Raw genomic sequence first — 23,889 nt, 5'->3', positions numbered from 1 at the left:
ACGAAAGAGGGCTATTTTGGTGAAGAATGTGTTAGTTTTTCCCTGTGGATCTGAAATTGGTCTTGAGATAAATCGTGCTTTAGGGAATTCTACTCATTTTAGGTTGTTCGGAGCAAGCAGTGTGAAGTCAAATCATGGAAGATTTGTTTATAGGAATTATATAGAGGGATTGCCTATGGTGGATTCACCATTGTTTTTTTCGGAAATGGAGAGAATCGTAAGAGAATATAAAATAGATTACATTTATCCTGCACATGATAGTGTAGTTACAGAATTATCAAAATATAAGAAAATCTTAAATGCTGAAATTATAGTATCTTCATATGAAACTTGTAAAATTTGTCGTTCAAAAAGCTATACTTATCGTTATTTTCAGGAACTCCTCGAAGTTCCCAAGCTCTATACCGATCCATTGAATATGATTATAGACTATCCAGTTTATTATAAACCTGATGAAGGGCAAGGCTCGAAAGGGACAGGAATAGCAAGGAATATAAATGAATTAAGTGTTCATTTAAATTCAGATCCTACTATTATTATTATGGAGCTTCTCCCTGGGAAAGAATATACAGTTGATTGCTTTACCGATAGCAGTGGAAATCTCTTGTTTGCTAAAGGAAGAATACGAAGAAGAATAAGCAATGGGATTAGCGCGGATACCACGCCTTACATGGATAAACGATTTGAGAAAATTGCCTCCACGATTAATCAACGTCTTCAATTAGAGGGGGCTTGGTTCTTTCAAGTGAAAGAGCGAGTCGATCATGAGTTGGTTTTGCTGGAAATAGCACCTAGAATTGCTGGATCAATGGGGATGTATCGGAATAGAGGGATTAATTTTCCTGCGTTGAGCCTATTCAATAAAATGGGGATTCATGTTGAAATTCTAGAAAACCAATTTGATGTTGTGATGGATCGAGCCTTGATAAATCGATTTATTATTGACTATGAATATGAACATATTTATCTGGATTTAGACGACACAGTAATAATTCATAATAAGATAAATCCTTTTGTTATGGCTTTTGTATTTCAAAGTATTAATAACGCTAAAACTGTACATTTAATTACTAAGCATAAGGAAAATATAACTACGACACTACAATATTACCGACTTGACAAAATTTTCGATTCTATTATCTGGCTTGAGCCTGGTGATGAAAAATACCGTCACATTAATGAAGGAAATGCGATCTTTATTGATGACTCTTATGCAGAGAGAAAAAAAGTTGCAGAAAATTTAAAAATACCTACTTTTGATGTCAATGCTGTTGAGAGTTTGATTGACTGGAGAATGTGAATCATCCCAATAGAGAAAAGAGATATAAGATGTTAAATAAAAAGCTTAAGAATCTCGTGGTCATTCATTTGGAAAGCCTTTCTGATGAGATACTCAACCAAGAGAAGGATCAATTTACAGCTTTGAAAAAAATACAAAGTCAATCATTAGTGTTAGAAAATTTTTTCACTACTGCTACATCATCTTTAATGGCTCTCACCGATTTTTTGTATGGGAATGATCGTGAACTAGATAACTCACCAAGTTTTGACGAATTTTTAGGGCCAGTAGGTTATGAAGCTAATTTATTTGATCTTCTAAGGGAACATAATTATCAAACATTAGGAATAGGTTTTCCAAAGATCTGGAGAGATGATATAAGAAAGTTTGGATTATGGAGTAAAAATAATCAAAATGAACAATTTATCTGGAAAGATACATTCTCCAACGCAATGGAACATATTAATGAGTTTGTCAAATCGTCTGAACAACCTAAAGCATTATACATTTGGAATGAATTAGGTCATATATATTATAGTGATGAATATAAGTCAGCCGGCAGTAATTTTCATGAAAGAAGGAGCAAAGGCTACAAAAGAATAGATCAAACAATCGAAGTAGTTCTAGATATATTGAAAAACAATGAAATGTTGGATAACACTATTATTGTAGGATTTGGAGATCACGGAGATGAGTTATGGACGCATTCATTAAATAGTGGTTTTTGCCACGGGATCGAGCCATACACTAATTTAATAAGAACTCCAGCTTTTATTTATAGACCAGGGGAACCAAGCGGCATAGAAAAGAAACTGACTCAATTAACCGATATGAGACAAACAATTCTACATTTATTGGGTTTGAATGAACCTAATAGCAATTCATTTTCGGGGTTAAACATTTTCGAAAATAGTAATGATTATGTATATAGCCGTAATATGTTTGCCAATCAATTAAGTGAAAGAAATTCCGGAGGAATCAATAAATCTTTTGCAGTAACCAATAAAGATTATCATCTTATGGTGAGTGATTTTGGAATGGAATTATACGCTTACCGGCTTGACCCGACTAACCATTCTAATTTATTGAGCTTTTTTGATATGAATCCCAATGGGGAACTGCTTTTCAATAATCGCGGTGCTTCGCACACTCACTTCAAAAAAATTATGCAGCAAGATCAAATCAATTATATTTTAGATAACTTTTATGCATTAAGGTCCAGACTTATTAGCAATATAAATAGCCGTAATAAATATATAAATAATAATGGAACTAATTACTTTTTTGATGTAGAGTCATTTTGCTTGATAAAGAATCGTACTTATATTTGGAAATAAAGACAATCGGTATAATATGGGGTTGTATAAATGGTATATGACAGCTTAGTTTTTGATAATCCAATATATGTTACGAGACCGTTGCTACCAGATCTTAATAAAGTTAATGATAAGTTATATGAAATTTGGACCTCGCAGCAACTCACTAATATGGGAAAACAGCATCTACTGTTAGAAGAGGAACTCGTAAAATATTTAAAAGTTCCCAATATTACATTGTTTAACAATGGGACCTCAGCGCTTGTGCTTGCGTGCAAGATGTTGGGATTAAAAGGTGAAGTCATCACCACGCCTTTTACTTTTGCAGCTACGCCGCACTCGCTGATATGGAATAATCTTGAGCCTGTTTTTTGTGATATACATTCTGAAAATTTAACTTTGGATCCCGCACGAATTGAAGAGGCAATAACTTCCAAGACAAGTGCGATATTGGGAGTTCATGTTTATGGTAATCCTTGTCAGGTAAACGAGATTCAACAGATAGCAGATAAGTACAATTTAAAAATTATTTATGATGGAGCACACGCATTTGGAACAGAAATAAATGGTGAAGGAATAGGAAATTACGGAGACATTACGATGTTCAGTTTTCATGCTACGAAATTGTTCCATACTATTGAAGGGGGGGCACTGACTTATAACGACAAAAAAAATAAAAAAGAATTAAATTTACTTAAAAATTTCGGTATAAATAATGAAGATGAAGTAATCCTAGCTGGTTTAAATGGTAAAATGAATGAAGTTCAAAGTGCTATTGGTTTGCTAGTAATAGACATGATAAATCAAGAACGAGAACTGCGAAATAACATTAAAATATCTTATGAAGAACAACTAAAAAATGTTGAAGGACTATCTTTTATAAATCCTATACATAAAAATGTGAAAAAGAGTAATCAATATCTACCGATTAGAATAAATGAAGAGATTGTTGGTAAATCTAGAGATCATATTTACACTGAATTAAAGAAATATAACATATTTACCCGTAAATATTTTTACCCTTTGTGTAGTCATTATGAGTGTTATTCACATCTGCCATCTTCCTTATCTTCCAATCTTCCTGCTTCTGAAAAAGCCGCCAGTGAGGTTCTTTGTTTACCATATTATGGGGCACTAAGTGGGAATGAGATCGAACAAATATGTAAAATTCTCTTGAAAATATGTCAAGAATAATTAAAAAAGGTTGATGTGTAAATGATTCGGAGACCTAAGGTATCAGTTTTTACCGTTACCTACAATCATGAAAAATATATTGCTCAGACTATAGAAAGTGTTTTAATGCAGACTACTAAATTTGATGTGGAACATATCATTACTGATGATTGTTCAACGGATAAGACAAGAGAAATTTTGGAGAAATATTCAAGAAAATACCCGGATAACATAAAACTGATATTTAATGATATTAACATTGGTTCAATGAGGAATTTTTCAAAAATACTTTCCGTTTGTGATGGCGAGTTTACAGCTATTTTGGATGGTGATGATTATTGGACTTCTCCAGATAAATTGCAGAGTCAAGTGGATTTGCTTCATTCAGATAATAAATTAGCAATATGTTTCACACGTGCTAAAGTTTTTTATGATGATAACAGTCAACCGGAGTATTCAATGCCTCCCCGTTCTTTTGCAGTAAAAAGATTAACAATTGAGGATTTGTTTAATGATTATTTTATGTGTACTTCTTCTGTTATGTTTCGAACCGGTACTATTAAAGAGTTTCCAAGTTGGTTCTACAATTTACCAATTGGTGACAGACCACTTCATATAATGAACGCTCATTTCGGGGATATTGGTTATATTGATCAAGAAATGAGTGCTTATAGACTTCATGTTAATGGAATATGGTCACTTAAGCATAATGATAATACTCTGTTTTACTTAAAGCAAAAGATTGTCATGCTTGAAAAGTTTGATGAATATTTCGAAGGTCAATATTCTAGCACACTATTAAATGCAATATCACGACTAAAAATTAGAATAATAGTAGAAGAAATGAAAGATGATCCACAACAAACCCGTACACTGCTGTTGGATGAAATATTAAAACATCAAAGAGCAAACAATGTGACTTTAACTCAACAGTCCTCAGTTGTAATATTTGGAACAGGCAGATATGCAGAAGATGTAATTAAAATTTGTGATATTTTAAAAATTAAGATTCTGTATATGGTGGATAACAATAGTAACAAGTGGGGAATATATCAATGGAATCTACTTATAAAGGATCCAAAGGAACTTCTGAAAGAAGAAGATGACTCAATTGTTATACTGATTTCTAGTATGTTTTATAAGGATATCTCATCTCAGTTGGATAACATGCAATTCAAAAGCAATATAAGGTATTTCAATGGTTTAGATTTAGAATTTCTTTATCATATAGATTGGAGCTAGGATCTAGATGGCAGAGGGAGAATTGATTGATTTTGATTTTTTTTTAGAAAAGTTGCTAGATAAATACGATTTAAACTTTAATGGAACATTGTTGACTTTTATAGAACATAAGACAATAGAATTAATTAATTCGAGAGCATTATCAAAACGTACTGCGATTTGGGGTGGTGGGGAGCACACTCAATATCTATTAAATCTGAAAAATTACTTAGATGTTGATATTTTGTTTATAGTAGATAAAAATGAGGAGTTATTAGAAAAGAGAATAAATGAAATCCCAGTAAAATCTATAAAAACCATTAATGATGAAGAGATCGAAGTGATAATAATCTCTTCATATTACTTCAGAAATGGAATAGCTACTCAAATAAAAGAAGAATTTCCACAATGTGAGATTATAGATATCTATGAATATATTGATATTCAGAACATCCATTCTGTTCATTACAATTATGTCTGCGAATTATATAAGTTATATTTAAATACACATATAATCCATGAGCAGTATTTGAAAGCCAATGATCAGATCGTAGCCCAAAAGAATTTATTGGATTTAATAAGGATGTATTTGTACATTCGTGATTTTATTAGTGCACAATACTTTATCCAAGAATATATTACGAAAGGGTTTGATGGAAAGGAATCTATAGTTTTTTTTCTAGCAGAACTTGAACAATTGCTTAAAGATTTAAGTAATTACCTGCAACTAAAAAATGAACCTCCTAAAGTTGTCCAGTTACTGATAGATGGATTACGTGCTCAAGACTTAGAAGAGTATACTATGCCATTTATTTCAAAACTTTCGAAAGAAGCGCTTAGATTCAATAATATCTTTGCTTCTTCCACTTATACTACGGCTTGTTTTTTAGCAATGTTCACAGAAAAACAAGTTATTGACGATAGAAAAGTAGGCATTAATACAGCCTTATTAAAACATTCTAAATTGTTTACTTATCTGTTAGATCAAGGATATCAAATATTTCACAATATGAATCCACTTGCATTTAATATATTAGAGGAAGAGAGCTCACAAGAAATCAGTACATATAGTTTTGCACAGAAAGAAATTATTGATGAAAAGGCAAAAAAAAATCCTAAGCAGCCCATATCCAGAGTACTTTGGAAACTACTATGTGAAATGGTTAAACATCCTGAGAAAAAGCAGTATCATTTTCTCCACATCATGGAATCGCACTTTCCGTATATCTCAGGAAATATGAAGGGTGTCATAAATCCGCATTATAATCCTTTTAATTTTTTTCACACTGATTTATCTTTTGAATCCGATGAGGCTACTGTTCAGTACAAACAAAGTCTTCATTATATTGATGAACAGGTTTCATGGTATTTAAATTTGTTGGGAGATAATATAACGTATATTGTTAGTAGCGATCATGCTGGTGGGGCTACGCCAGGTCGCCCTACAGGCCATGTCGTTACTTGGTATGATGAAGTAATGCATGTACCTTTTTTCATTCATCATAAATCGATAATGCAAAAAGAAAATAATGAATTGCTGAGCATGAATTCATTTAGTGAAATCTTAATTTCTATCTTTGAGAAAGGATGCTACTCCAAAAAGTCGGTTGGATATGTAACGATGCAACGAGATCCAATTAGAAATGCAGATGTCATAAAAAATGAAAGCGTAATGAAATCCCTCAAACAATTCAGCAAAGGATATAAGTGTGTTCGGACTGAAAAAGAAAAATATGTATTGTATGACGATGGTATTGAGGAGTATTACATACTTCCAGACGAAGACTCAAATTTATTTAGTATACCAAAATATTCTAAACGAATTGAAGAGGTTCGTACGTATCTTGTGAATAAAGATTTTTACTACTTAGATAAAGTAAATTAGATTAGAGGAGACTACACAATGAATAAGTCAACGCAGCTCAAGAAAATGATTCAGTCAAACGAACTAGAATTTATTATGGAAGCCCACAACGGGTTGTCCGCTAAAATCGTTGAAGAAGCCGGCTTCAAGGGGATTTGGGGAAGCGGTCTCTCTATATCGGCAGCGCTAGGAGTGAGAGATAATAATGAAGCCTCATGGACACAGGTACTTGAAGTCTTGGAATTCATGAGTGATGCAACAACTATACCGGTCCTGTTAGATGGCGATACCGGATATGGAAATTTTAATAACATGAGGCGTTTGGTTCGTAAATTGGAACAACGAAATATTGCAGGGGTTTGTATTGAAGATAAACTGTTCCCTAAAACGAATTCATTCATTAACGGAGAAGCCCAACCTTTAGCGGAGATCGATGAATTCTGCGGCAAAATTAAAGCTGCTAAGGACGAACAGAAGGATGATGATTTTGTTGTAGTCGCCAGATTGGAAGCTTTTATTGCAGGTTGGGGGTTGGAAGAAGCCCTTCGTAGAGGAGAAGCTTATCGGAAGGCAGGGGCAGATGCGATTCTTGTACACAGCAAAAAGTCAAATCCTTCTGATATCGAAGCATTTTGCGCGGAGTGGGGAAATCGCCATCCACTGGTAATTGTACCAACTAAATATTACTCTACACCAACTGATCGATTCCGGGAACTGCAAATCAGCATGGCAATATGGGCAAATCACAATGTGCGTACAGCCATTACAGCTATGCAGGCAACGGTCAATACTATTTATAGAGACCAAAGCTTGGTGAATGTAGAAGGTCAAGTGGCTACGGTTGCAGAGATTTTCCGGATTCAGGGAGCGGATGAGTTAAAGTTGGCCGAGAAGAAATATTTACCAACAAACGGAAAGGATGTTAATGCGATAATATTAGCTGCTTCTCAAGGTGAGGATCTTGTTGAATTGACCGAGAACATGCCTAAAGCCTTATTGAAAGTCAATGGAAAGACACTTTTGCACACGCAGGTGAGTGAATTCAACCACGCAGGGATTAAAGAGATTGCTGTAGTGCGCGGCTTCGGCAAAGATCAGATACAAGGTGGAAACCTGAAGACAATCGATAACGACAACTATGCTATCACTAAAGAACTATATTCATTGTGGACGGCTAAAGAAGAATTAAAGGAGAATACAATTATCAGTTATGGTGATATTATTTTTAAACCATATGTACTGCACGAGTTATTGAATTCTGATGATGCTATCACCATAGTAGTTGATGCCGATAGTCAAGTTGTTGAAGGTGATTATTGTGATTATGTTAAAGCCGACAAAAAATATACCAAAAGCGTGTTTAATGAATCTGTAAAACTTGAAATCATGAGCAATACAATTTCTGCACAACAGTTGGATGGAGAGTTCATTGGATTGTGGAAAGTAAATGAGCAAGGAGCAGCCATAGTTAAGAATGTTCTAGCAGAGCTATCAGCCAATCAGCAGTTTCCTCAAATGAGAATGAGTGATCTGCTTAATGCGATAATTGACGTTCACCCTGTAAATATTCTATATATAAAAGGTTCTTGGCTTGATGTGGATAATGTAATCGATCTCCAAAAGGCAGGAGAATTATATGTCCATTAATACATACCAATTTGGAGAATTGTTGAAGCAATCCGGATTCGATTTTTATTCCGGTGTCCCCTGTTCTTTTCTTAAAAACTTAATAAATTATGCTATTAATGAGTGTGACTATGTAATGGCAGCTAATGAAGGGGATGCAGTCGCTACCTGTGCAGGAGCTTACCTTGGAGGCAGAAAGTCTGTCTTCCTCTGTCAAAATTCCGGCTTAACCAACGCTGTATCTCCCCTTACCTCTCTGAACTACACATTTCAAATTCCTGTGCTTGGTTTTGTTAGTTTGCGGGGGGAAGAAGGGCTGCAGGATGAGCCCCAGCATGAGTTGATGGGAGTTATAACGACAGATCTGCTGGACGTTATGCGTATTGAATGGGCATATTTGTCGGATGACATTAATGAAGCAGAGGATCAATTAAGGGAAGCGAATAAAGTTATAGAAGAGAAGCGTTCCTTCTTTTTTGTTGTGCGTCAAGGGAGATTTGAATCTGTTAAACTTAAAGAACAACCTGAGAAGGAAACAAGATTTCATGCTATAGAAAAGATGACAGGGACGAATCAATTACCAAGACGAATTGAGGTTCTCTCTACTCTCCAGCAATTAAGTGATTCCAATTTGATATTAATGGCAACAACAGGCGTCACGGGAAGAGAACTGTATGAATTATCTGATGAACCCAATCAGTTTTATATGGTCGGCTCTATGGGTTGTATAGGTGCATTTTCTTTAGGAATGGCATTGGCAAGACCGGATAAGCAGATTGTTTGTATCGATGGAGATGGCTCATTGCTCATGCGAATGGGTTCTATGGCGACGAACAGTTATTACAGCCCATCTAATCTATTTCACCTATTACTGGACAATAATGCCCATGAATCAACAGGCGGGCAGTCCACTGTTTCCAATATTGTCGATTTTGTAGGTTTAGCTGCATCAGTTGGCTATGACAATGTAGTTCATTTGCATGATTTGAATGAATTAAAGGAGCAATTGAATAGTTGGAAGTCCGAACAGAAGCTGACTTTCGGTTACATTAGAACGAGTCAGGGAATCAAAGATAATTTGGGCCGTCCAAAAGTTAAGCCATATGAGGTAAAAGAGCGTTTGATGGAATGGATAGTCAATTAAATCTGCGGAGGTCTTCATGGTGAAAAAGGCGGTTATTGTCGCAGCAGGATTGTCCAGTAGGCTGTATCCACTTACGTTAGATTATCCAAAAGGGCTATTAGAGATTAATGGGCAATTATTGCTTGAACGTTCCATAGAGGCACTTCATTCCATTGGCATAACGGATATCGCCGTTGTTGTGGGCTATAGAAAAGATCAGATTAAAGAGGCATTGGGTCCGGATATTTATTACATATTCAACCCCTTCTATAAGGAATGTAACAACATGGGTTCGCTATGGCATGCAAAATCATTTGTTGGGGAAGATGAGTTTATTTATTTACATGGTGATATTATTTATGAGTACAGCCTTTTAGAATTAGCCTTAAAGGAATATAAGGCTCACGGTTATGATTTGGATTTAGTCACGGATATGGGTAGTGTAGATGAAGAAGCTATGAAAGTAAAGGCAAACGGGAGTGGAATGTTGCTTATGTCGGATAAAAGCATTCCTTTCGAAGAAAGTCTGGGAGAGTGGACAGGGATTGCTTTTGTCCGCAACCCTGTCCCTGTTTTTGAAAGTATAGAGCATATATTGTATAACCAAGGCCTCAACTATTATGATACATTTGCTTTTACCAAAATGGCACGGGAAGGTCATCAAATCAAGTGCAGTGCGACGCATTCCCGAAAATGGATTGAAATTGATTTTCTGGACGATTACGAGCGGGCAAAGGAGCTGTTCCCAGCTGATTAATTTCCAATATCATAATCCAGTGCGGATTACCTTTGGTGAAGGTTCAATTAATGAACTTGAAGCAATTATTGGTGATCGTACAGTTCTGCTTATAACGACACCAGGTTTTAGATGTCGTGGAGTAGTTGATAGGCTGTGTTCCAGATACACTGGCATAAAGTATGTAATTGATAGTGTGACGCCGAATCCTACTTTAGCGCAATTGAAACATCAGTATTTGGAATCACTGGTTATGGATTATGAACTCATTATAGCTTTAGGTGGAGGCAGCGTGATGGATAGTGCCAAGGTGCTATCGGTAAGACATCAACAACCCGTATTTTCTAAGGTAGAAAAGCTGGTGAAAAACGCCCCTTGCTCCGAGCATAACTACTCCATAACTCCTATGATCGCAATTCCCACAACGGCTGGTTCAGGAAGCGAGTTAACGCCATGGGCAACGGTGTGGGACGATGAAGAGAAACGTAAATATTCTTTGTTTCTGAAGGATACATGGTATCATAGCTGTATTTGTGATCCGGAATTGACCTATTCGGTTTCCAGGGAAGTTACTATTCAATCTGGTATGGATGCTTTGTCTCACGCATTGGAGTCCATTTGGAATGTAAAAGCAAATCCGATAACGATTCAATATGCCATTACAGCGGCTATCGGAATTACTGAAACGTTGCCGCTTCTGGTAAATGATTTGCGGAACATAGAATACAGAAGACAAATGATGTTATCCTCTATGAATGCGGCCCTGGCATTTTCAAATACTCAGACATCGATTGCTCATGCCATGTCGTATTATATGACTTTGAATAAAGGAATCCCTCATGGAATTGCCAGCAGTTTTACATTACCTGTAATTATCGAAGCCGTTACGGGTCAAAGTGAAGTTGTTGATAGAGCCATGGAGAATATTTTCGGAAGTAACCCTGCTCTACAACTTCGTGAAATAATGATACGTATCGGAATATCCAGCGATTTCAGGCATTATGGGTTGACATGGGAGGATTGGGGACATATTGAAGCTACCCTTCATACGACAGGCCGAGCACAGAATAGCATAGTTGAAATGGAAAAATTCATGAACTGCTTAAGAAAAAACATTGACAATTGAGCTAGCAGAATGAGGGGGCAAAGTGGGCATGTCAATGGACAATACAAGCTTTAGAAAACGCTACGTAGCCCATACGGAAAGAAAATTTGAATATATCACCAATTATTTTGTTCTTCTCACCACCACTCCAATATTGACGAGACTCTCCATCCTTTTCCGATTAACTCCGAACATGGTAACATTTTTATCGGGGATTTTTGGAATTGTAGCCGCGGCTTTTTTTTATTTCGGGCACTGGGTTTGGGGTGCGATTATTTTACAGCTTCACTATCACTTGGATTTGGTTGATGGGAATCTTGCCAGGTTAACAAATAGAAAAAGCCCCTTTGGTGCAAAATTTGATCGAATCACGGATCAAGTGGTTCGTTTTTCTGTGTTTTTAGGTATAGCACTTGGTGTTGAAGCGGAGTTATGGCTGAAAATTTTATTTTTCTTTACCCCTTATTTGGATATCCTGATCGTTCATCTCTATGTATTACCCTTTATGAAAAAAGGACCTTTAGTGAGGGCCAAGTGGAAGGAATGGATTCTATCGAAAGGTATCATTCCGGGATTTGATATTTTTATGATTTACGTTCTGATTTCTTTATTCAGTTTATTTGGAGCCATGACATTGTTAATGTATTTCATCATTGTTGGGAAGAACTTGGATTGGATTTATAGGGTTTGGGAATGTATGAAGACAAAGTGGTCCCACAAAAAAAGCGATTCAAAAAATCATTAAACATTGAATTTCAAATTATCCGGGAGACTACTGATTATGCTGAGCTTTATTAAACTACGGGAAGAACATCTTGAGCTGGTGCTGAGTTGGCGGATTAAGCCCGAAGTTACTAAATATATGTTTTCCGATGTGGAAAACAATATGGAAAAACACCGCGCATGGTTCTATCGCATCAAAGATGATCCCAAACAACGGTATTGGTTGATTTCATTGAATGAACGTCTCGTCGGCCTGGTTTCATTAAATGAAATTGACTGGTTTCATCGGCGGTGCAGCTGGGCATTTTATATAGGCGAAGACAGTGCCAGATTATTTGGGGCTATGATAGCCCCCTATGTGTATCATTATGTGTTTGAAGAGCTTAACTTTATTAAAATTATGGGTGAAGTTATGGAAGGGAACGAGAACGTTAGAAAAATTCACCTCGTTCAAGGATGCAGAGAAGTAGGCACTTATCGGAGACATATTTTCAAGGAAGGGCATTACCATGACGTTTATCTTTTTGAACTGTTAAATTCAGAATGGACACATTTGAAGACACGTTATGAGAAATGTGTAGCTGAATTTGAAAGTTAAGAATAGGAGTAAGAAGGACGCCATGCTCCTGTGCGTCCTTCTTACTCCTATTATGCTTATGCTATAATACAAAGCATCATACTACTGAATAAAAAAGCGATATCTACCGATAAAAACTATATACCAATTTTGGAGGAATAAATAATGAGCGATGGTAATGATAAGCTGAAAAACTTGTTGGTGGATATTTTTATGATGGATGAGAACGATTATAAAGATGAGAATGGTCCAGATGAAATTGAGGGCTGGGACAGTTTGGCTACAGTTTCGATGGCTGTGGCTCTTCAGCAGGAGTTTGGTCATCACATGACTGTCGAGGAAGTGGTGGACATCCATACGATTGGTGATATTAAAAACTATTTGCGCTCCAAGGGCATAGATGTATAATGACAATTTTGGAACATCTGAAAAGGCAGGCAGCAAGCCATCCTGGTCAGACATTTATCCGATCAGACGATGGTGACTGGTCATATTCTGATTTTTTTGGGGAAGTATCTCTGTTTGCAAGCTATTTAACAAGAGTACATCAAGTCACGAGCGGACAACGTATTATTATTTGCTTTCCTAACGAGATAGAGTATCTGATTGCTTACTTCGCTTGCTGGTATGCGGGAGCCACCGCTATACCGGTAGATTATGATATCCGGGAGCAAACATTGGAACGGATTACTGAAGATGCTATGCCACAATTAATCCTCTTGAGCCGACAGAAACAAATGATTTCTGCTCTGAATGTCCCTCTTGTATCTTTTCCGGAACGTTCAGAGTATGAAGTAGAGGTGAATGCTGCTGAGCCTGTCACAATAGCTCTATCAGAGTGTGCGCTTATTATGTACACAAGTGGAACGACTAGTAGGCCCAAAGGAGTTATGTTATCACATGAAAGCATAGTTTTTACTACTCAAAGAATCGTGGAGTGGGCTGAGCTGCGACCAGATAATTGCGAATCCACTGTTCTAAGGCTAAGTCATTCTTTTGGACTTGGCCATGTACATTGTGCTATTCTCCTGGGATCGAGTTTATATTTGACCCCGTCATTTCGGGAGCCAAAAAGATTTATTGATTTGATTGCAAATAAGGGAATCACTGGGTTTCCGGCAACTCCCGCTATGATTTATCTGCTTTTAACTTACCATCGTGAAGCATTCCTGAGGGCTTGCCAAAATCTTTCTTATATTATTATTAATACATCACCAATCTCAGGTGAACTTGTTCAGGACTTGTTGGATTCTCTGCCCCACGTCCGCATTTATATGTATTATGGCCTGACAGAAGCGAGCCGTACTTCTTTTATCGCGTATCGCAAAAATAATAACAAGTTAGGAAGCGTTGGGCAATCTCCAGAAGGCGTGCAAATCAGAGTTGATCCCGGAACGCACGAAATACAAATAAGCGGAAAAAACCTTATGATGGGATATTTGAATGAACCACAAAGCTTTATGAAAGATGGATGGTTTGCAACTGGAGATATCGGTGCATTTGATGAGGATGGTTTTTTATTTGTGATGGGTCGAATTAAAGAACAAATTAACGTGGATGGTATGAAAGTTAATCCATTTGAAGTGGAACAAGTCATAAAAAAACATCCGTTTGTCAAAGAATGTATCGTGTTTGGAGTCGCGGATCCGTTGACTTTTGAAAAAATTGTCGGTGTCATTGTCTGTGAAGCTTATCGGGAAAACCAGCGGGAATTGTTCGCTGATATCAAAAAGTGGTGTAAAGAGGATCTCGAGTTATATAAAATTCCTCGTGAGTTTCAGATTTGGAATGAAATTCCTTTGACGGACAGTGGAAAACCCAAAAGGGTGGAAGCGCGCAGCATATGGGAGAAGGGAGAGACACTATGAAGAGTCTAAGTTGGCCAAAGATAGAAGAGCAGCGTGGATTACTCAATGATGTATCATCCGCTTTATATCAGGATGCCTTATGGGTGATTTCTCCTTCACTTCGATATAAGCTCTCCAAAGAATTGCCGTTAAACCGGGTGTTTGAAGCTAGTCAAGCAAGTGAACAAGTTTTACTGGCCCTGCAACAGCGGGTGGAAGCAACGAATCCGACCATGATTATTGCTGTTGGCGGTGGTAAAGTACTCGATCTTGCAAAGCTGGCAGCTAGAACGTGCAAGCTGGAAAACCGATCAATGTGGTTCTCTAAAAATATAATGAAGGAACTGCAGCTTTCAAATCCCCTTTATCTCGTAGTAGTACCTTCTACCGCTGGTTCGGGGAGTGAGTCAAGCGAGACAGCGGTATTGACCGTGAATGGTGTTAAACTACCACTTCACGCTCCGTATTTGCTAGCGAATAAAATTATACTCGATGGTACACTTCTTCATGATGCTCCCAGCCGGGTTCTATTGAACGGGCTATGGGATACATTGGTCCATGCTCTGGAAAGTGCAGTTTCACCTATAGCAACGGCCCAGACGAAATTTCATTCGTTGGAGTCGTTTCGAAGCAGCAAAGATATTATTGATCAATTTTTAAGATCAGGCGGATTATCTGAATCTGATGCATCTGCCGTGCAGTGGAACAGCTTACGTGCAGGAAAAGCGCAAAGTGCAGCCTCAGTTGGACTAGTGCACGCTTTGGCACATCAAGTTGAGCTGCCCAGCCAATGGCATGGTGAAGCATGTGCCCGTTTACTTTCCAGGGTACTTCGCAAAAATAGGGAGAAAGCGGAAGAGAAGCTAACCCAGTTTGCGCATTCGGTTCATTTTTCAAGTTTGGATGACATGTTGGAATGGATAGATTGTTCTGTACAGCAAAGCGTAGGGAGTTATCATCCGTTGTCTCTCGATCATTCAACTAAAGATTTTGTTGTGCAAGCAATCGCAAAAGATCCTTGTTTTCGTACGAACCCTGCCTTTTGGACAAGAACAGAAATAGCCACATGGTTGGAGACGTGGTTCTATGAATAAAGAAGCTCCGGAAGCCTTTATTAATGAAATTGGCGCATATGAACTAGCAGAATCTGATAAGAGAAATTGGTTCACATCAGTAATGAGAGAGCTTGTGGGTTGGCATAGAACGGGTTGCCCGGAATACAATCAATTTTTAAATGGAAGCGGTCATACAGGGATTGAGATTGAAAGCTATTCAACAAATAATGAGGATATCCCCTATTTACCTACTTCAATTTTCAAACGGTTTCAATTGAAAAGCTCTAATTCGTCTGAGTTATCTGTAAAAATGAAGGCTATTCAATCCAGTAGCACATCTTCTGGGATTCCATCGCAAATATTTGTTGATGATGTCACTTCCTTACGCCAGAAAAAATCGGTCCAGATGATTTTCGATAGTTTTTTGGGAACGGACCGAAGGCCGTATATTATCTTTGATGCTATGGAAACAGCTAAGGGGAAGAGTACTTTGTCAGCTCGTGGAGCGGCCATCATGTCATTAATGGGCTATGCAAGTCAGTTTTTCTTTGTAATGGATTATCATAATGGTCAGCTCGTTCTGAATGAAGAAAAACTAGACGCAGCTGTGAAAGCTTCTAAGGAGGCAGGGAACTTCATCGCGTATGGATTTACATACATTTTGTATCAAGCCCATGAGAAATTAAAGTCATTTGATCAGACTTTCGAAGGCTTTGGTAAAAATAGTTTCTTGATTCATAGCGGAGGATGGAAAAAGCTGCAAAGTCTGGCTGTCGATAAAGACTCTTTTAACCGCAGCATTTCTTCCGTTTGGACATTGGATTCATCACAAGTCATTGATTTCTATGGGCTTGTGGAACAAACGGGAGTTATTTACCCGGATTGCCCATATGGGAACAAGCATGTTCCTTACTATGCCGATGTTATTATCAGGAATCCCCATACTCTAAAATCGGTGCCCACCGGGCAGACGGGCTTAATTCAACTGCAATATCTTCTTCCGCTATCTAGCCCTAATCACTCTGTCATCACTGATGATCTGGGGCAAATTGTTGATATTGACAATTGTCCCTGCGGACGAAAGGGGAAAGCATTTCGTTTTGTTGGACGTGCTCCAAAAGCAGAGATTCGCGGTTGTGGAGATGTTTACGCCGAAGGGAAATTAATGTGATCATTCAACCTTATAAGTCGTCGGATATAGTTGCCATAGAGAGGCTCTTCGAGGAGCGGGAATTAATGTTTGACAAAAAGTTATTTGAGTGGAAGAAAGAAGCACCATCTGTTTTTTCTTGGGTAGGTTTATCTCAAGGCGCCATCGTCGCACATTACTGTATTATTGAGATGCCGCTTATTCATAATGTCCGAACAGGGATTGCCGTTGATGCCATCTTCTCCAAGTCAGCAGGGCGTGTTCCTAATATCTCAGCTATGATAAGTTATGCTTTGAATACAGTCAAGTCAGTGGGTTTTAGCAGGGTTGTGGGCTTCCCAAATAAACGAATGGCACCTGTCAAACTTCTTTTGGGTTGGAAGCCTGGACCTGTTTATGAATGGAAAACTTCCAATGGAAATGAGAGGGCTACAGGAATTTCATCTATGGTACGGGCTGATTCAAATTATGAGACGTGGCGATGGGAACAATGCCCCCGGGTCTATGCCTCGCTGGACAACAGATCTACTATTATTGCTGAACAAGCTTCATATAAGGATGCGCCTTACCTTATGCGTTTCAATGCGGAAATCTGGAGCGGAATATCTCGGCAATATAAGTTTTCCTATTTGGAGAAAACCCGCACAAACCAGCAGTTTGGTGAAAATTCCGTTTTGCCACTTTACTACGATCTTGATAATAAAAGAGGTGAGATGAGTGAAACCTGGCCGGAGATTTGGCCACTGGAAACGATTGAAGGAGTGACGTTAGGATGGTAATTCAGCATCACCAGTCTTCCTTTGATGAAATTCGTCCAATTCCAATAGAAAAGTTTGGTCAATCACTTGAAGAGACGATTCAGCGAGGACAAGCTATTCGGGAACTATCATCGACAGAAATGACTGATGCATTTTATGGCGTTTATCAGAGCTGGGCACTCCCATCCCATCCTATGTATCATCAGTATCGTGATGCGGGTCTTGCATATCTGTTATCATTTCTCCATCCGGATTCTATTCGTAAGTTCATCGTCAAGGGATTGCGAAGTGAAACTGCTATGGATCGTATTTCCGAGCTTGGAGGATTCAGGGGGATGGCAGTACCAAAGGGTGTGGTAGGTCATTGGGTAGCCGGCAATGTGCCCCTCCTGAGCTTGATATCTGTGCTGCAAGCAGTGCTAACCAAGAATATTTCTATCGTTAAATTAAGTACTAACCAAGAAGATTGGATTACGCCATTCTTGCGTTCGCTATCTCAAACAGGTTCGGCGGGTAAAACGATTGCAGAGGCTGTATTCGTCGTATCTTATCCAGGTGAGTGGGTAGAAGCAAATGCGATGATCGCGAAATACAGTGATGTAAGAATCGCTTGGGGTGGCTTGGAAGCCGTACAATCAGTTTCTGCTCTGCAGGGTAAACCGGAGGGTGTCACCCTTTTGTTCGGACCAAAATTCAGCTGTGCTGCTATTGATCCAACTATTATGAGTAAGGATGATTGGGTGAAGTTGGCACGTGACTCTGTTCTTTTTGAGCAGTTGGCATGTACTTCGCCGCATGCCCTTATTGTTAAGGGTGATTTTGCTGAATTGGAGGAGGCTGCTCTGCAGTTGACAGAGGCTTACAGAAAAATATCAGAGCAAAGTTATTATAAACCGCTGGAGGCGGGTGAAGCTGTCAAACTGCTGGACTATCGTACCGCTGCGTGGATGAAAGGTGAGAATGTAATAACTTCACAAGGGACGGAATGGACTCTTCATTTACATACTCATCTTGAAAAATTAGCAGGACATGCTATGCGAATTCTACATTTATATCCTTCTTCTGATTGGACAGAACTGACTAATTATTTTCCTGAGACGATACAGACAATTTCACATAAACTGAATGAACATGACTTACAGACACTTGTTTATTCCTCTTCTTCTAGTGGGGTTTCACGCTTTGTTCCCATCGGGCAAGCCCATGCTTATGATATTCCGTGGGATGGTATGTTAGTTTTAGACCAGTTGGTTCGGTGGATCAGAGTGGATAGTTTAGAAAACTAGGACAGGAGATTCTCATGAAAATTATTGTCATTATCCAAGCTAGAATGGGGTCGTCACGTCTTCCTGGAAAAGTTCTGAAATCGCTTGGTCAATCAACGGTGCTTGATTATGTTGTAACGCGTTGCAGATTGATTCCCTTTATTTCGGATGTGATTGTAGCAACCTCCTATCTTGCTTCGGATAACCCGATCGAAGAATGGTGCCGTAATCATGAAGTCGACTATTTTCGCGGATCCGAGGAAGATGTACTATCACGTTATTACGAATGTGCAAAAAACTACAAGCCTGATTATATTATTCGAGTTACAGCGGATTGTCCTTTTCTGGACTACCATCTGGCGGAAAAGATAGTGAAAGCTATACTTGAGCAACCCTCAGATTTGGTTGTAGTAGAAGGGGAATTACCACGAGGCCTGTCAATCGAAATCATTTCTTTTAGTGCGCTGGAACGTATTCATGAGATTGGTCAAGAGCCTAGACACAGGGAACATGTTACTTATTTTGCATATGAAAATCCTAAAGCCTTTAAACTTGTAGTTGTTCATCCGGAGAAGTCTATTCAACATCCGGAACTACGTATCACGCTTGACACAGATGAAGACTACTTGTTATGTCAAGCGGTAGCTGACGTCTTTTCATGCCATAAGGATACACCTTCCCGCGACATTATTGCCTATCTTACTGAGCATCCCGAAGTAGCAAGTATAAACGCTCATATTGAGCAAAAGCCGGTGATCTGAGTATGACACGAAAAGTTGTCTTTCGTGTGGACGCTTCTTTTGTTATCGGGACGGGTCACGTTATGCGTTGTCTTACGATTGCAGATGATTTAAATGCACAAGGGGTCGAGATATCTTTTATCTGTCGTTCACTGGAAGGGCATATGGCTGATTACATTAAACAGCGCGGATATCAGGTCTGCCTTATTAGAGAGACATATGCTCTTTCAGAACTGAACTATGAATCAGATGCACTCTTTACGGCTCAAGCTATTGCTGATGATATTACCACCGATTGGTTAATTGTGGATCATTACGAGATTGATGAGAGATGGGAACGAATCGTTCAACCAGCCGTCCGTAAACTATTCATTATCGACGATTTGGCCAACCGCAGACATTGTGCAGATATGCTTCTCGATCAAAATGCCCATGATCTTCCTGAAGCCAGATATGACAGTCTGGTTTCTGAACATTGCCGTCTCCTCTTGGGCCCAAGATATCTTCTTCTTCGTCCATCCTTTTATGATGAACGTAAAGAGCTCGGTCTAAGGACAGGTGAACTACACAGACTGCTTGTTTTTTTTGGGGGAAGTGACCCTACGGATGAAACCACTAAAGTTCTCGAATCACTTTTAGAACTTGGAAAACTAAAGCTGAAGGTTGATGTTGTCGTTGGGCAAGCCAATGGACAGATTGAAAATATTGAAAGACTTTGTACTTTACTTGCTGATACTACGCTGCACATTCAAATTGAGAATATGGCTCAGTTAATAGCCCGAGCTGACTTTGCGCTTGGTGCGGGGGGCATATCTATGTGGGAGCGATGTTATCTCGGTTTGCCATCGGCGGTTACAATTGTGGCGGAAAACCAATCTGATTCTGTCCATAAAGCAGCGACCTATGGAGCGGTTTGGAATATAGGATGGTATGAACAAAAGAATTCCAGCCTTTATTCCGATATATTACTTAATGCGGCCTATGCACAATCAGAATTACGACAAATGAGTCGCCTTGCCTTGAAATTGACGGATAGTCGGAGAGATAATGCACACAGCCTCGCCATTAAAGCTATTATGGGGGAATAATTATATGTTTAAAGCCGTTCAGATAGCTGAACGTTTCATAGGAGAGCAATATAAACCTTTCTTGATCGCTGAAATGTCCGGTAATCATAACCAATCGCTTGCAAGAGCTTTAGAAATTGTGGATGCAGCCGCTGACGCAGGCGCTGATGCCCTCAAGCTGCAAACCTATACAGCTGACACAATGACATTAGATATTCATGATGGTGATTTTTATATTAACGACGCCAATAACCTTTGGCAAGGGACGTCTCTCTATAAGCTTTATCTGGAAGCCTACACACCTTGGGAATGGCACAAACCAATTTTTGACCGGTGTAAGGAACGAGGGATGCTGGCGTTCAGTACGCCTTTTGACTTTACGGCTGTAGAGTTTCTGGAAACATTAGAAGTACCTGCATACAAAATTGCTTCCTTCGAAAATACAGATCTCCCTTTAATTCGTAAAGTAGCAGCTACGGGAAAACCATTAATTATATCGACCGGAATGGCGTCAATTGCTGAGCTGGATGAAACGGTACGTGCAGCTAGAGAGGCTGGTTGTGACCAACTCGTGCTGTTGAAATGTACAAGTACATACCCAGCCACGCCAGCTAAATCAAACTTAAATACTATTCCCCACATGAAGCATTTATTCCAATGCCAAGTTGGCCTTTCTGACCACACAATGGGTATTGGTACAGCTGTGGCGAGTGTTGCTATAGGGGCTGCAGTGATTGAGAAACATTTTACCTTATCTCGCGATGAGGGGGGCGTGGATGCGGCATTCTCACTAGAACCTCAAGAATTCAAAGCATTAGCCGATGAGATAGAGAGAGCCTGGGAGTCCATGGGTGAAATCGTGTATGGTGCTACGGACGCCGAACTTGCTTCCAAGAAGCATCGCCGATCCTTATATATCGCAGAGGATATAAAAGCGGGAGAGAGCTTTACGGACAAAAATGTGCGTGCCATTCGACCGGGTCTCGGATTGCCTCCCAAATATCTGGATCAGATTATGGGTAGACAAGCCAAACAAGACCTGGTAAAAGGAACCCCGTTGTCTTGGAACATTCTTTAAAAAATCACTTACCGGCATAGAAAGTTGAGGGTATTCATGGTAGATAAACAGCGAGAATTATCAGAAATGAATCGGTTATTTGATCAACTCTTTCCTATTTGCCGCAGTATTACAGGACAGGGTGTGCGGGACACTATCTCTCTGCTGTCGGAACAGCTTCCTTTGGAATTATTCACCGTCTCTACGGGAGAACAAGTATTTGATTGGGAGATTCCGAAGGAATGGGTCATTCGAGAAGCATGGCTGAAGGGCCCGAATGGTGAAATTATAGCGGACTTCAAGAAGCATAATTTACATGTACTCAATTACAGTACGCCAATCAATAAACAACTGACACTATACGAGCTAAAAGAACATTTGCATTCCATTCCTCGTCTGCCTGACGCTATTCCTTATGTAACGTCTTACTATAAGCCCAGATGGGGATTCTGCATTACACATCACCAGTTGGAGATGCTGCCTGAAGGCGAATATCATGCTTATATTGATAGCGAGATGATTAAGGGAGAATTGAATTACGCTCATGCGATATTGCAGGGAGAAAGTGAACAGGAAATATTAATTAGCACATATATTTGTCATCCATCTATGGCAAACAACGAATTAAGCGGACCAATAGTAGCGGCCTTTTTATATAACCGGATTTCAAAATGGAGAAATCGCCGATTTACTTATCGTTTCGTCTTTGTTCCTGAGACAATCGGCAGCATAGCTTATTTACATCGGTTCGGCAAACAAATGAAAGCACGTACACACGCAGGCTTAGTATTAACCTGTTTGGGTGGTCAAGAGAAATTAAGCTATAAATTGTCGCGTTCCGGTGAGAATCCACTTGACCGAATTTGGCGGAAAATGGTTGATTCTGGTCAATGGGAGGGTAGAACAAGACCATTTACCCCTAAATCCGGTTCAGATGAAAGACAGTACTGCTCGCCGGGTTTTAATTTGCCAGTTGGGCAGATGGCTCGTACCGTTTACGGTAATTATCCAGGATACCATAATTCATTAGATACGAAAGAATCCATGACGATCGAGGCACTTCAGCAAAGTCTCGATGAGCTGGAGACTTTACTGCTTATCAATGAAGCGGAAGGTTATTATATCAATCGATTTCCTTATGGAGAGGTCAAACTTGACAAGCACGGGCTATATCCGGATATGAACTCTCCCACGACACGATCCTTTTCATCCAATGAAGTTATGGATAGCCGAACTCAGCTTAATCTTATTCTAATGCTGCTTAATTATTCAGATGGTATACATTCGTTGCTGGATATTGCGGAATTAAGCAAATGCAGTATTTCTGAGCTTATGCCCTATGTGAAACAACTTATTGACAAAGAGATTCTGAGAGGACCATTTCATGACAAAGGGAGAGAGTTAGGGTGAAAATGATTTTGCTCACCGGGTCACATCCTCGACACCTGTACGTCGCAAAAAAATTATACGATGAAAACTTACTATCCGGATTATTGATTGAGGCTCGTGAAGAATTCATGCCAGTTCCCAGCCACGAATTATCAAACATTGATCGGCAAAACTTTGAACGACATTTCCAGAGCCGTCAAGCAAGTGAAGAACATTTCTTTGAATCTATGGATCATTCTTATTTCAGGGATATTCCGGTTTTTCATATTTCCAAAAAAAAACTCAATGAAGATTCAACCAGGCAGTGGATACAAAAGCTCCAGCCGGACGTCGTTGTGAGCTATGGTATTCATAAGCTCAATAACGATATTTTGGACATTTTGCCGGCGTTCGCCTGGAATATCCATGGTGGGTTATCTCCCTGGTATCGAGGAAACACAACTTTGTTCTGGCCGTTCTACTTTCTGAAGCCAAACTGGGCAGGAATGACCATTCACAATTTGACTTCAAAGCTGGATGGAGGAGACATTATTCATCATTCTGTCCCCCTATTGGAACGAGGCGATGGTATACATGATGTCGCCTGCAAAGCGGTTATCCAAGCATCGGAGGATTTAATACGTCTCCTTCAGCTAGTCAGAGAAGGTGCTGCTATTCAGGCGGTTCCGCAGAAATCCAATGGAAAATTATTTACTTCAGCCGATTGGATGCCGCAGCATCTAAGACTGATTTATAATACCTTTAACAATGATATTGTAGATCATTATTTGGACGGAAAGCTAGAGAGAACCGAGCCGAAATTAATAAGAGCTTTATAG

At 39.1% G+C, this 23,889-nt stretch carries 22 protein-coding genes; all 22 read left to right on the top strand.

From position 1 onward, the window contains the following. Nucleotides 1-19 precede the first annotated feature (19 nt). On the top strand, nucleotides 20-1,300 hold the full coding sequence (locus AC0YOB_RS18170) for an ATP-grasp domain-containing protein (protein ID WP_475793984.1): 1,281 nt from the start codon (nucleotides 20-22) through the stop codon (nucleotides 1,298-1,300). A gap of 29 nt (nucleotides 1,301-1,329) precedes the next feature. Next, nucleotides 1,330-2,616 carry a sulfatase-like hydrolase/transferase gene (locus tag AC0YOB_RS18165; protein ID WP_475793983.1) on the top strand — a complete coding sequence of 429 codons (1,287 nt, stop codon included), beginning with the start codon at nucleotides 1,330-1,332 and terminating at the stop codon, nucleotides 2,614-2,616. A gap of 30 nt (nucleotides 2,617-2,646) precedes the next feature. After that, the gene (locus AC0YOB_RS18160; RefSeq protein ID WP_475793982.1) at nucleotides 2,647-3,789 is read left to right on the top strand and encodes a DegT/DnrJ/EryC1/StrS family aminotransferase; all 1,143 of its coding nucleotides are present in this window, start codon (nucleotides 2,647-2,649) and stop codon (nucleotides 3,787-3,789) included. 21 nt (nucleotides 3,790-3,810) lie between these two features. After that, a complete protein-coding gene (locus AC0YOB_RS18155; RefSeq protein WP_475793981.1) occupies nucleotides 3,811-5,010 on the top strand; it encodes a glycosyltransferase in 1,200 nt (399 codons plus the stop codon). A gap of 7 nt (nucleotides 5,011-5,017) precedes the next feature. Beyond that, nucleotides 5,018-6,874, top strand: coding sequence for a sulfatase-like hydrolase/transferase (locus AC0YOB_RS18150; RefSeq protein WP_475793980.1), 1,857 nt, complete (start codon nucleotides 5,018-5,020; stop codon nucleotides 6,872-6,874). An 18-nt stretch (nucleotides 6,875-6,892) separates the two neighbouring features. Continuing rightward, nucleotides 6,893-8,500: a phosphoenolpyruvate mutase gene (gene aepX / locus AC0YOB_RS18145; RefSeq protein ID WP_475793979.1), complete on the top strand. Its 1,608-nt coding sequence runs from the start codon at nucleotides 6,893-6,895 to the stop codon at nucleotides 8,498-8,500. Next, complete coding sequence (aepY, locus tag AC0YOB_RS18140; RefSeq protein ID WP_475793978.1) at nucleotides 8,490-9,623, top strand: phosphonopyruvate decarboxylase; 1,134 nt, start codon at nucleotides 8,490-8,492, stop codon at nucleotides 9,621-9,623. Before aepX ends, aepY begins: the two co-directional genes overlap by 11 nt. Before the next feature lie 16 nt (nucleotides 9,624-9,639). Next, nucleotides 9,640-10,359: a phosphocholine cytidylyltransferase family protein gene (locus tag AC0YOB_RS18135; RefSeq protein WP_475793977.1), complete on the top strand. Its 720-nt coding sequence runs from the start codon at nucleotides 9,640-9,642 to the stop codon at nucleotides 10,357-10,359. Next, nucleotides 10,307-11,464, top strand: coding sequence for a phosphonoacetaldehyde reductase (locus AC0YOB_RS18130; RefSeq protein WP_475793976.1), 1,158 nt, complete (start codon nucleotides 10,307-10,309; stop codon nucleotides 11,462-11,464). Before AC0YOB_RS18135 ends, AC0YOB_RS18130 begins: the two co-directional genes overlap by 53 nt. A 28-nt stretch (nucleotides 11,465-11,492) precedes the next feature. Beyond that, a complete protein-coding gene (locus AC0YOB_RS18125; RefSeq protein ID WP_475793975.1) occupies nucleotides 11,493-12,188 on the top strand; it encodes a CDP-alcohol phosphatidyltransferase family protein in 696 nt (231 codons plus the stop codon). Between the two features lie 36 nt (nucleotides 12,189-12,224). After that, the gene (gene pseH / locus AC0YOB_RS18120) at nucleotides 12,225-12,764 is read left to right on the top strand and encodes a UDP-4-amino-4,6-dideoxy-N-acetyl-beta-L-altrosamine N-acetyltransferase (RefSeq protein ID WP_475793974.1); all 540 of its coding nucleotides are present in this window, start codon (nucleotides 12,225-12,227) and stop codon (nucleotides 12,762-12,764) included. A 144-nt stretch (nucleotides 12,765-12,908) separates the two neighbouring features. Continuing rightward, entirely contained in the window at nucleotides 12,909-13,151 is a 243-nt protein-coding gene (locus tag AC0YOB_RS18115) for an acyl carrier protein (RefSeq protein ID WP_475793973.1), read from the top strand. Then, the gene (locus tag AC0YOB_RS18110; protein ID WP_475793972.1) at nucleotides 13,151-14,611 is read left to right on the top strand and encodes a class I adenylate-forming enzyme family protein; all 1,461 of its coding nucleotides are present in this window, start codon (nucleotides 13,151-13,153) and stop codon (nucleotides 14,609-14,611) included. Before AC0YOB_RS18115 ends, AC0YOB_RS18110 begins: the two co-directional genes overlap by 1 nt. Then, nucleotides 14,608-15,684, top strand: coding sequence for an iron-containing alcohol dehydrogenase (locus AC0YOB_RS18105; RefSeq protein ID WP_475793971.1), 1,077 nt, complete (start codon nucleotides 14,608-14,610; stop codon nucleotides 15,682-15,684). Before AC0YOB_RS18110 ends, AC0YOB_RS18105 begins: the two co-directional genes overlap by 4 nt. After that, entirely contained in the window at nucleotides 15,677-16,816 is a 1,140-nt protein-coding gene (locus AC0YOB_RS18100; RefSeq protein WP_475793970.1) for a LuxE/PaaK family acyltransferase, read from the top strand. The genes AC0YOB_RS18105 and AC0YOB_RS18100 overlap by 8 nt, the downstream gene beginning before the upstream one ends. A gap of 65 nt (nucleotides 16,817-16,881) precedes the next feature. Next, a complete protein-coding gene (locus AC0YOB_RS18095) occupies nucleotides 16,882-17,574 on the top strand; it encodes a hypothetical protein (protein WP_475793969.1) in 693 nt (230 codons plus the stop codon). Continuing rightward, nucleotides 17,568-18,839, top strand: a complete 1,272-nt coding sequence (locus AC0YOB_RS18090) for an acyl-CoA reductase (RefSeq protein WP_475793968.1) — start codon at nucleotides 17,568-17,570, stop codon at nucleotides 18,837-18,839. Before AC0YOB_RS18095 ends, AC0YOB_RS18090 begins: the two co-directional genes overlap by 7 nt. A gap of 14 nt (nucleotides 18,840-18,853) precedes the next feature. Then, a complete protein-coding gene (locus tag AC0YOB_RS18085; RefSeq protein WP_475793967.1) occupies nucleotides 18,854-19,579 on the top strand; it encodes a cytidylyltransferase domain-containing protein in 726 nt (241 codons plus the stop codon). Nucleotides 19,580-19,581: 2 nt separating this feature from the next. Further along, the gene (gene pseG / locus AC0YOB_RS18080; RefSeq protein WP_475793966.1) at nucleotides 19,582-20,646 is read left to right on the top strand and encodes a UDP-2,4-diacetamido-2,4,6-trideoxy-beta-L-altropyranose hydrolase; all 1,065 of its coding nucleotides are present in this window, start codon (nucleotides 19,582-19,584) and stop codon (nucleotides 20,644-20,646) included. Nucleotides 20,647-20,650: 4 nt separating this feature from the next. Continuing rightward, nucleotides 20,651-21,703, top strand: a complete 1,053-nt coding sequence (gene pseI / locus AC0YOB_RS18075) for a pseudaminic acid synthase (protein ID WP_475793965.1) — start codon at nucleotides 20,651-20,653, stop codon at nucleotides 21,701-21,703. Nucleotides 21,704-21,739: 36 nt separating this feature from the next. Next, nucleotides 21,740-23,092 (top strand): DUF4910 domain-containing protein, encoded by a 1,353-nt coding sequence (locus tag AC0YOB_RS18070; protein ID WP_475793964.1) that lies wholly within the window; start codon nucleotides 21,740-21,742, stop codon nucleotides 23,090-23,092. A 2-nt stretch (nucleotides 23,093-23,094) separates the two neighbouring features. Further along, on the top strand, nucleotides 23,095-23,889 hold the full coding sequence (locus tag AC0YOB_RS18065) for a formyl transferase (protein ID WP_475794225.1): 795 nt from the start codon (nucleotides 23,095-23,097) through the stop codon (nucleotides 23,887-23,889).

This window comes from Paenibacillus sp. JT31N17, from assembly GCF_056269255.1.
Note: the sequence above shows the minus strand (reverse complement) of the source record. Positions and strands in the feature narration are given on the sequence as shown.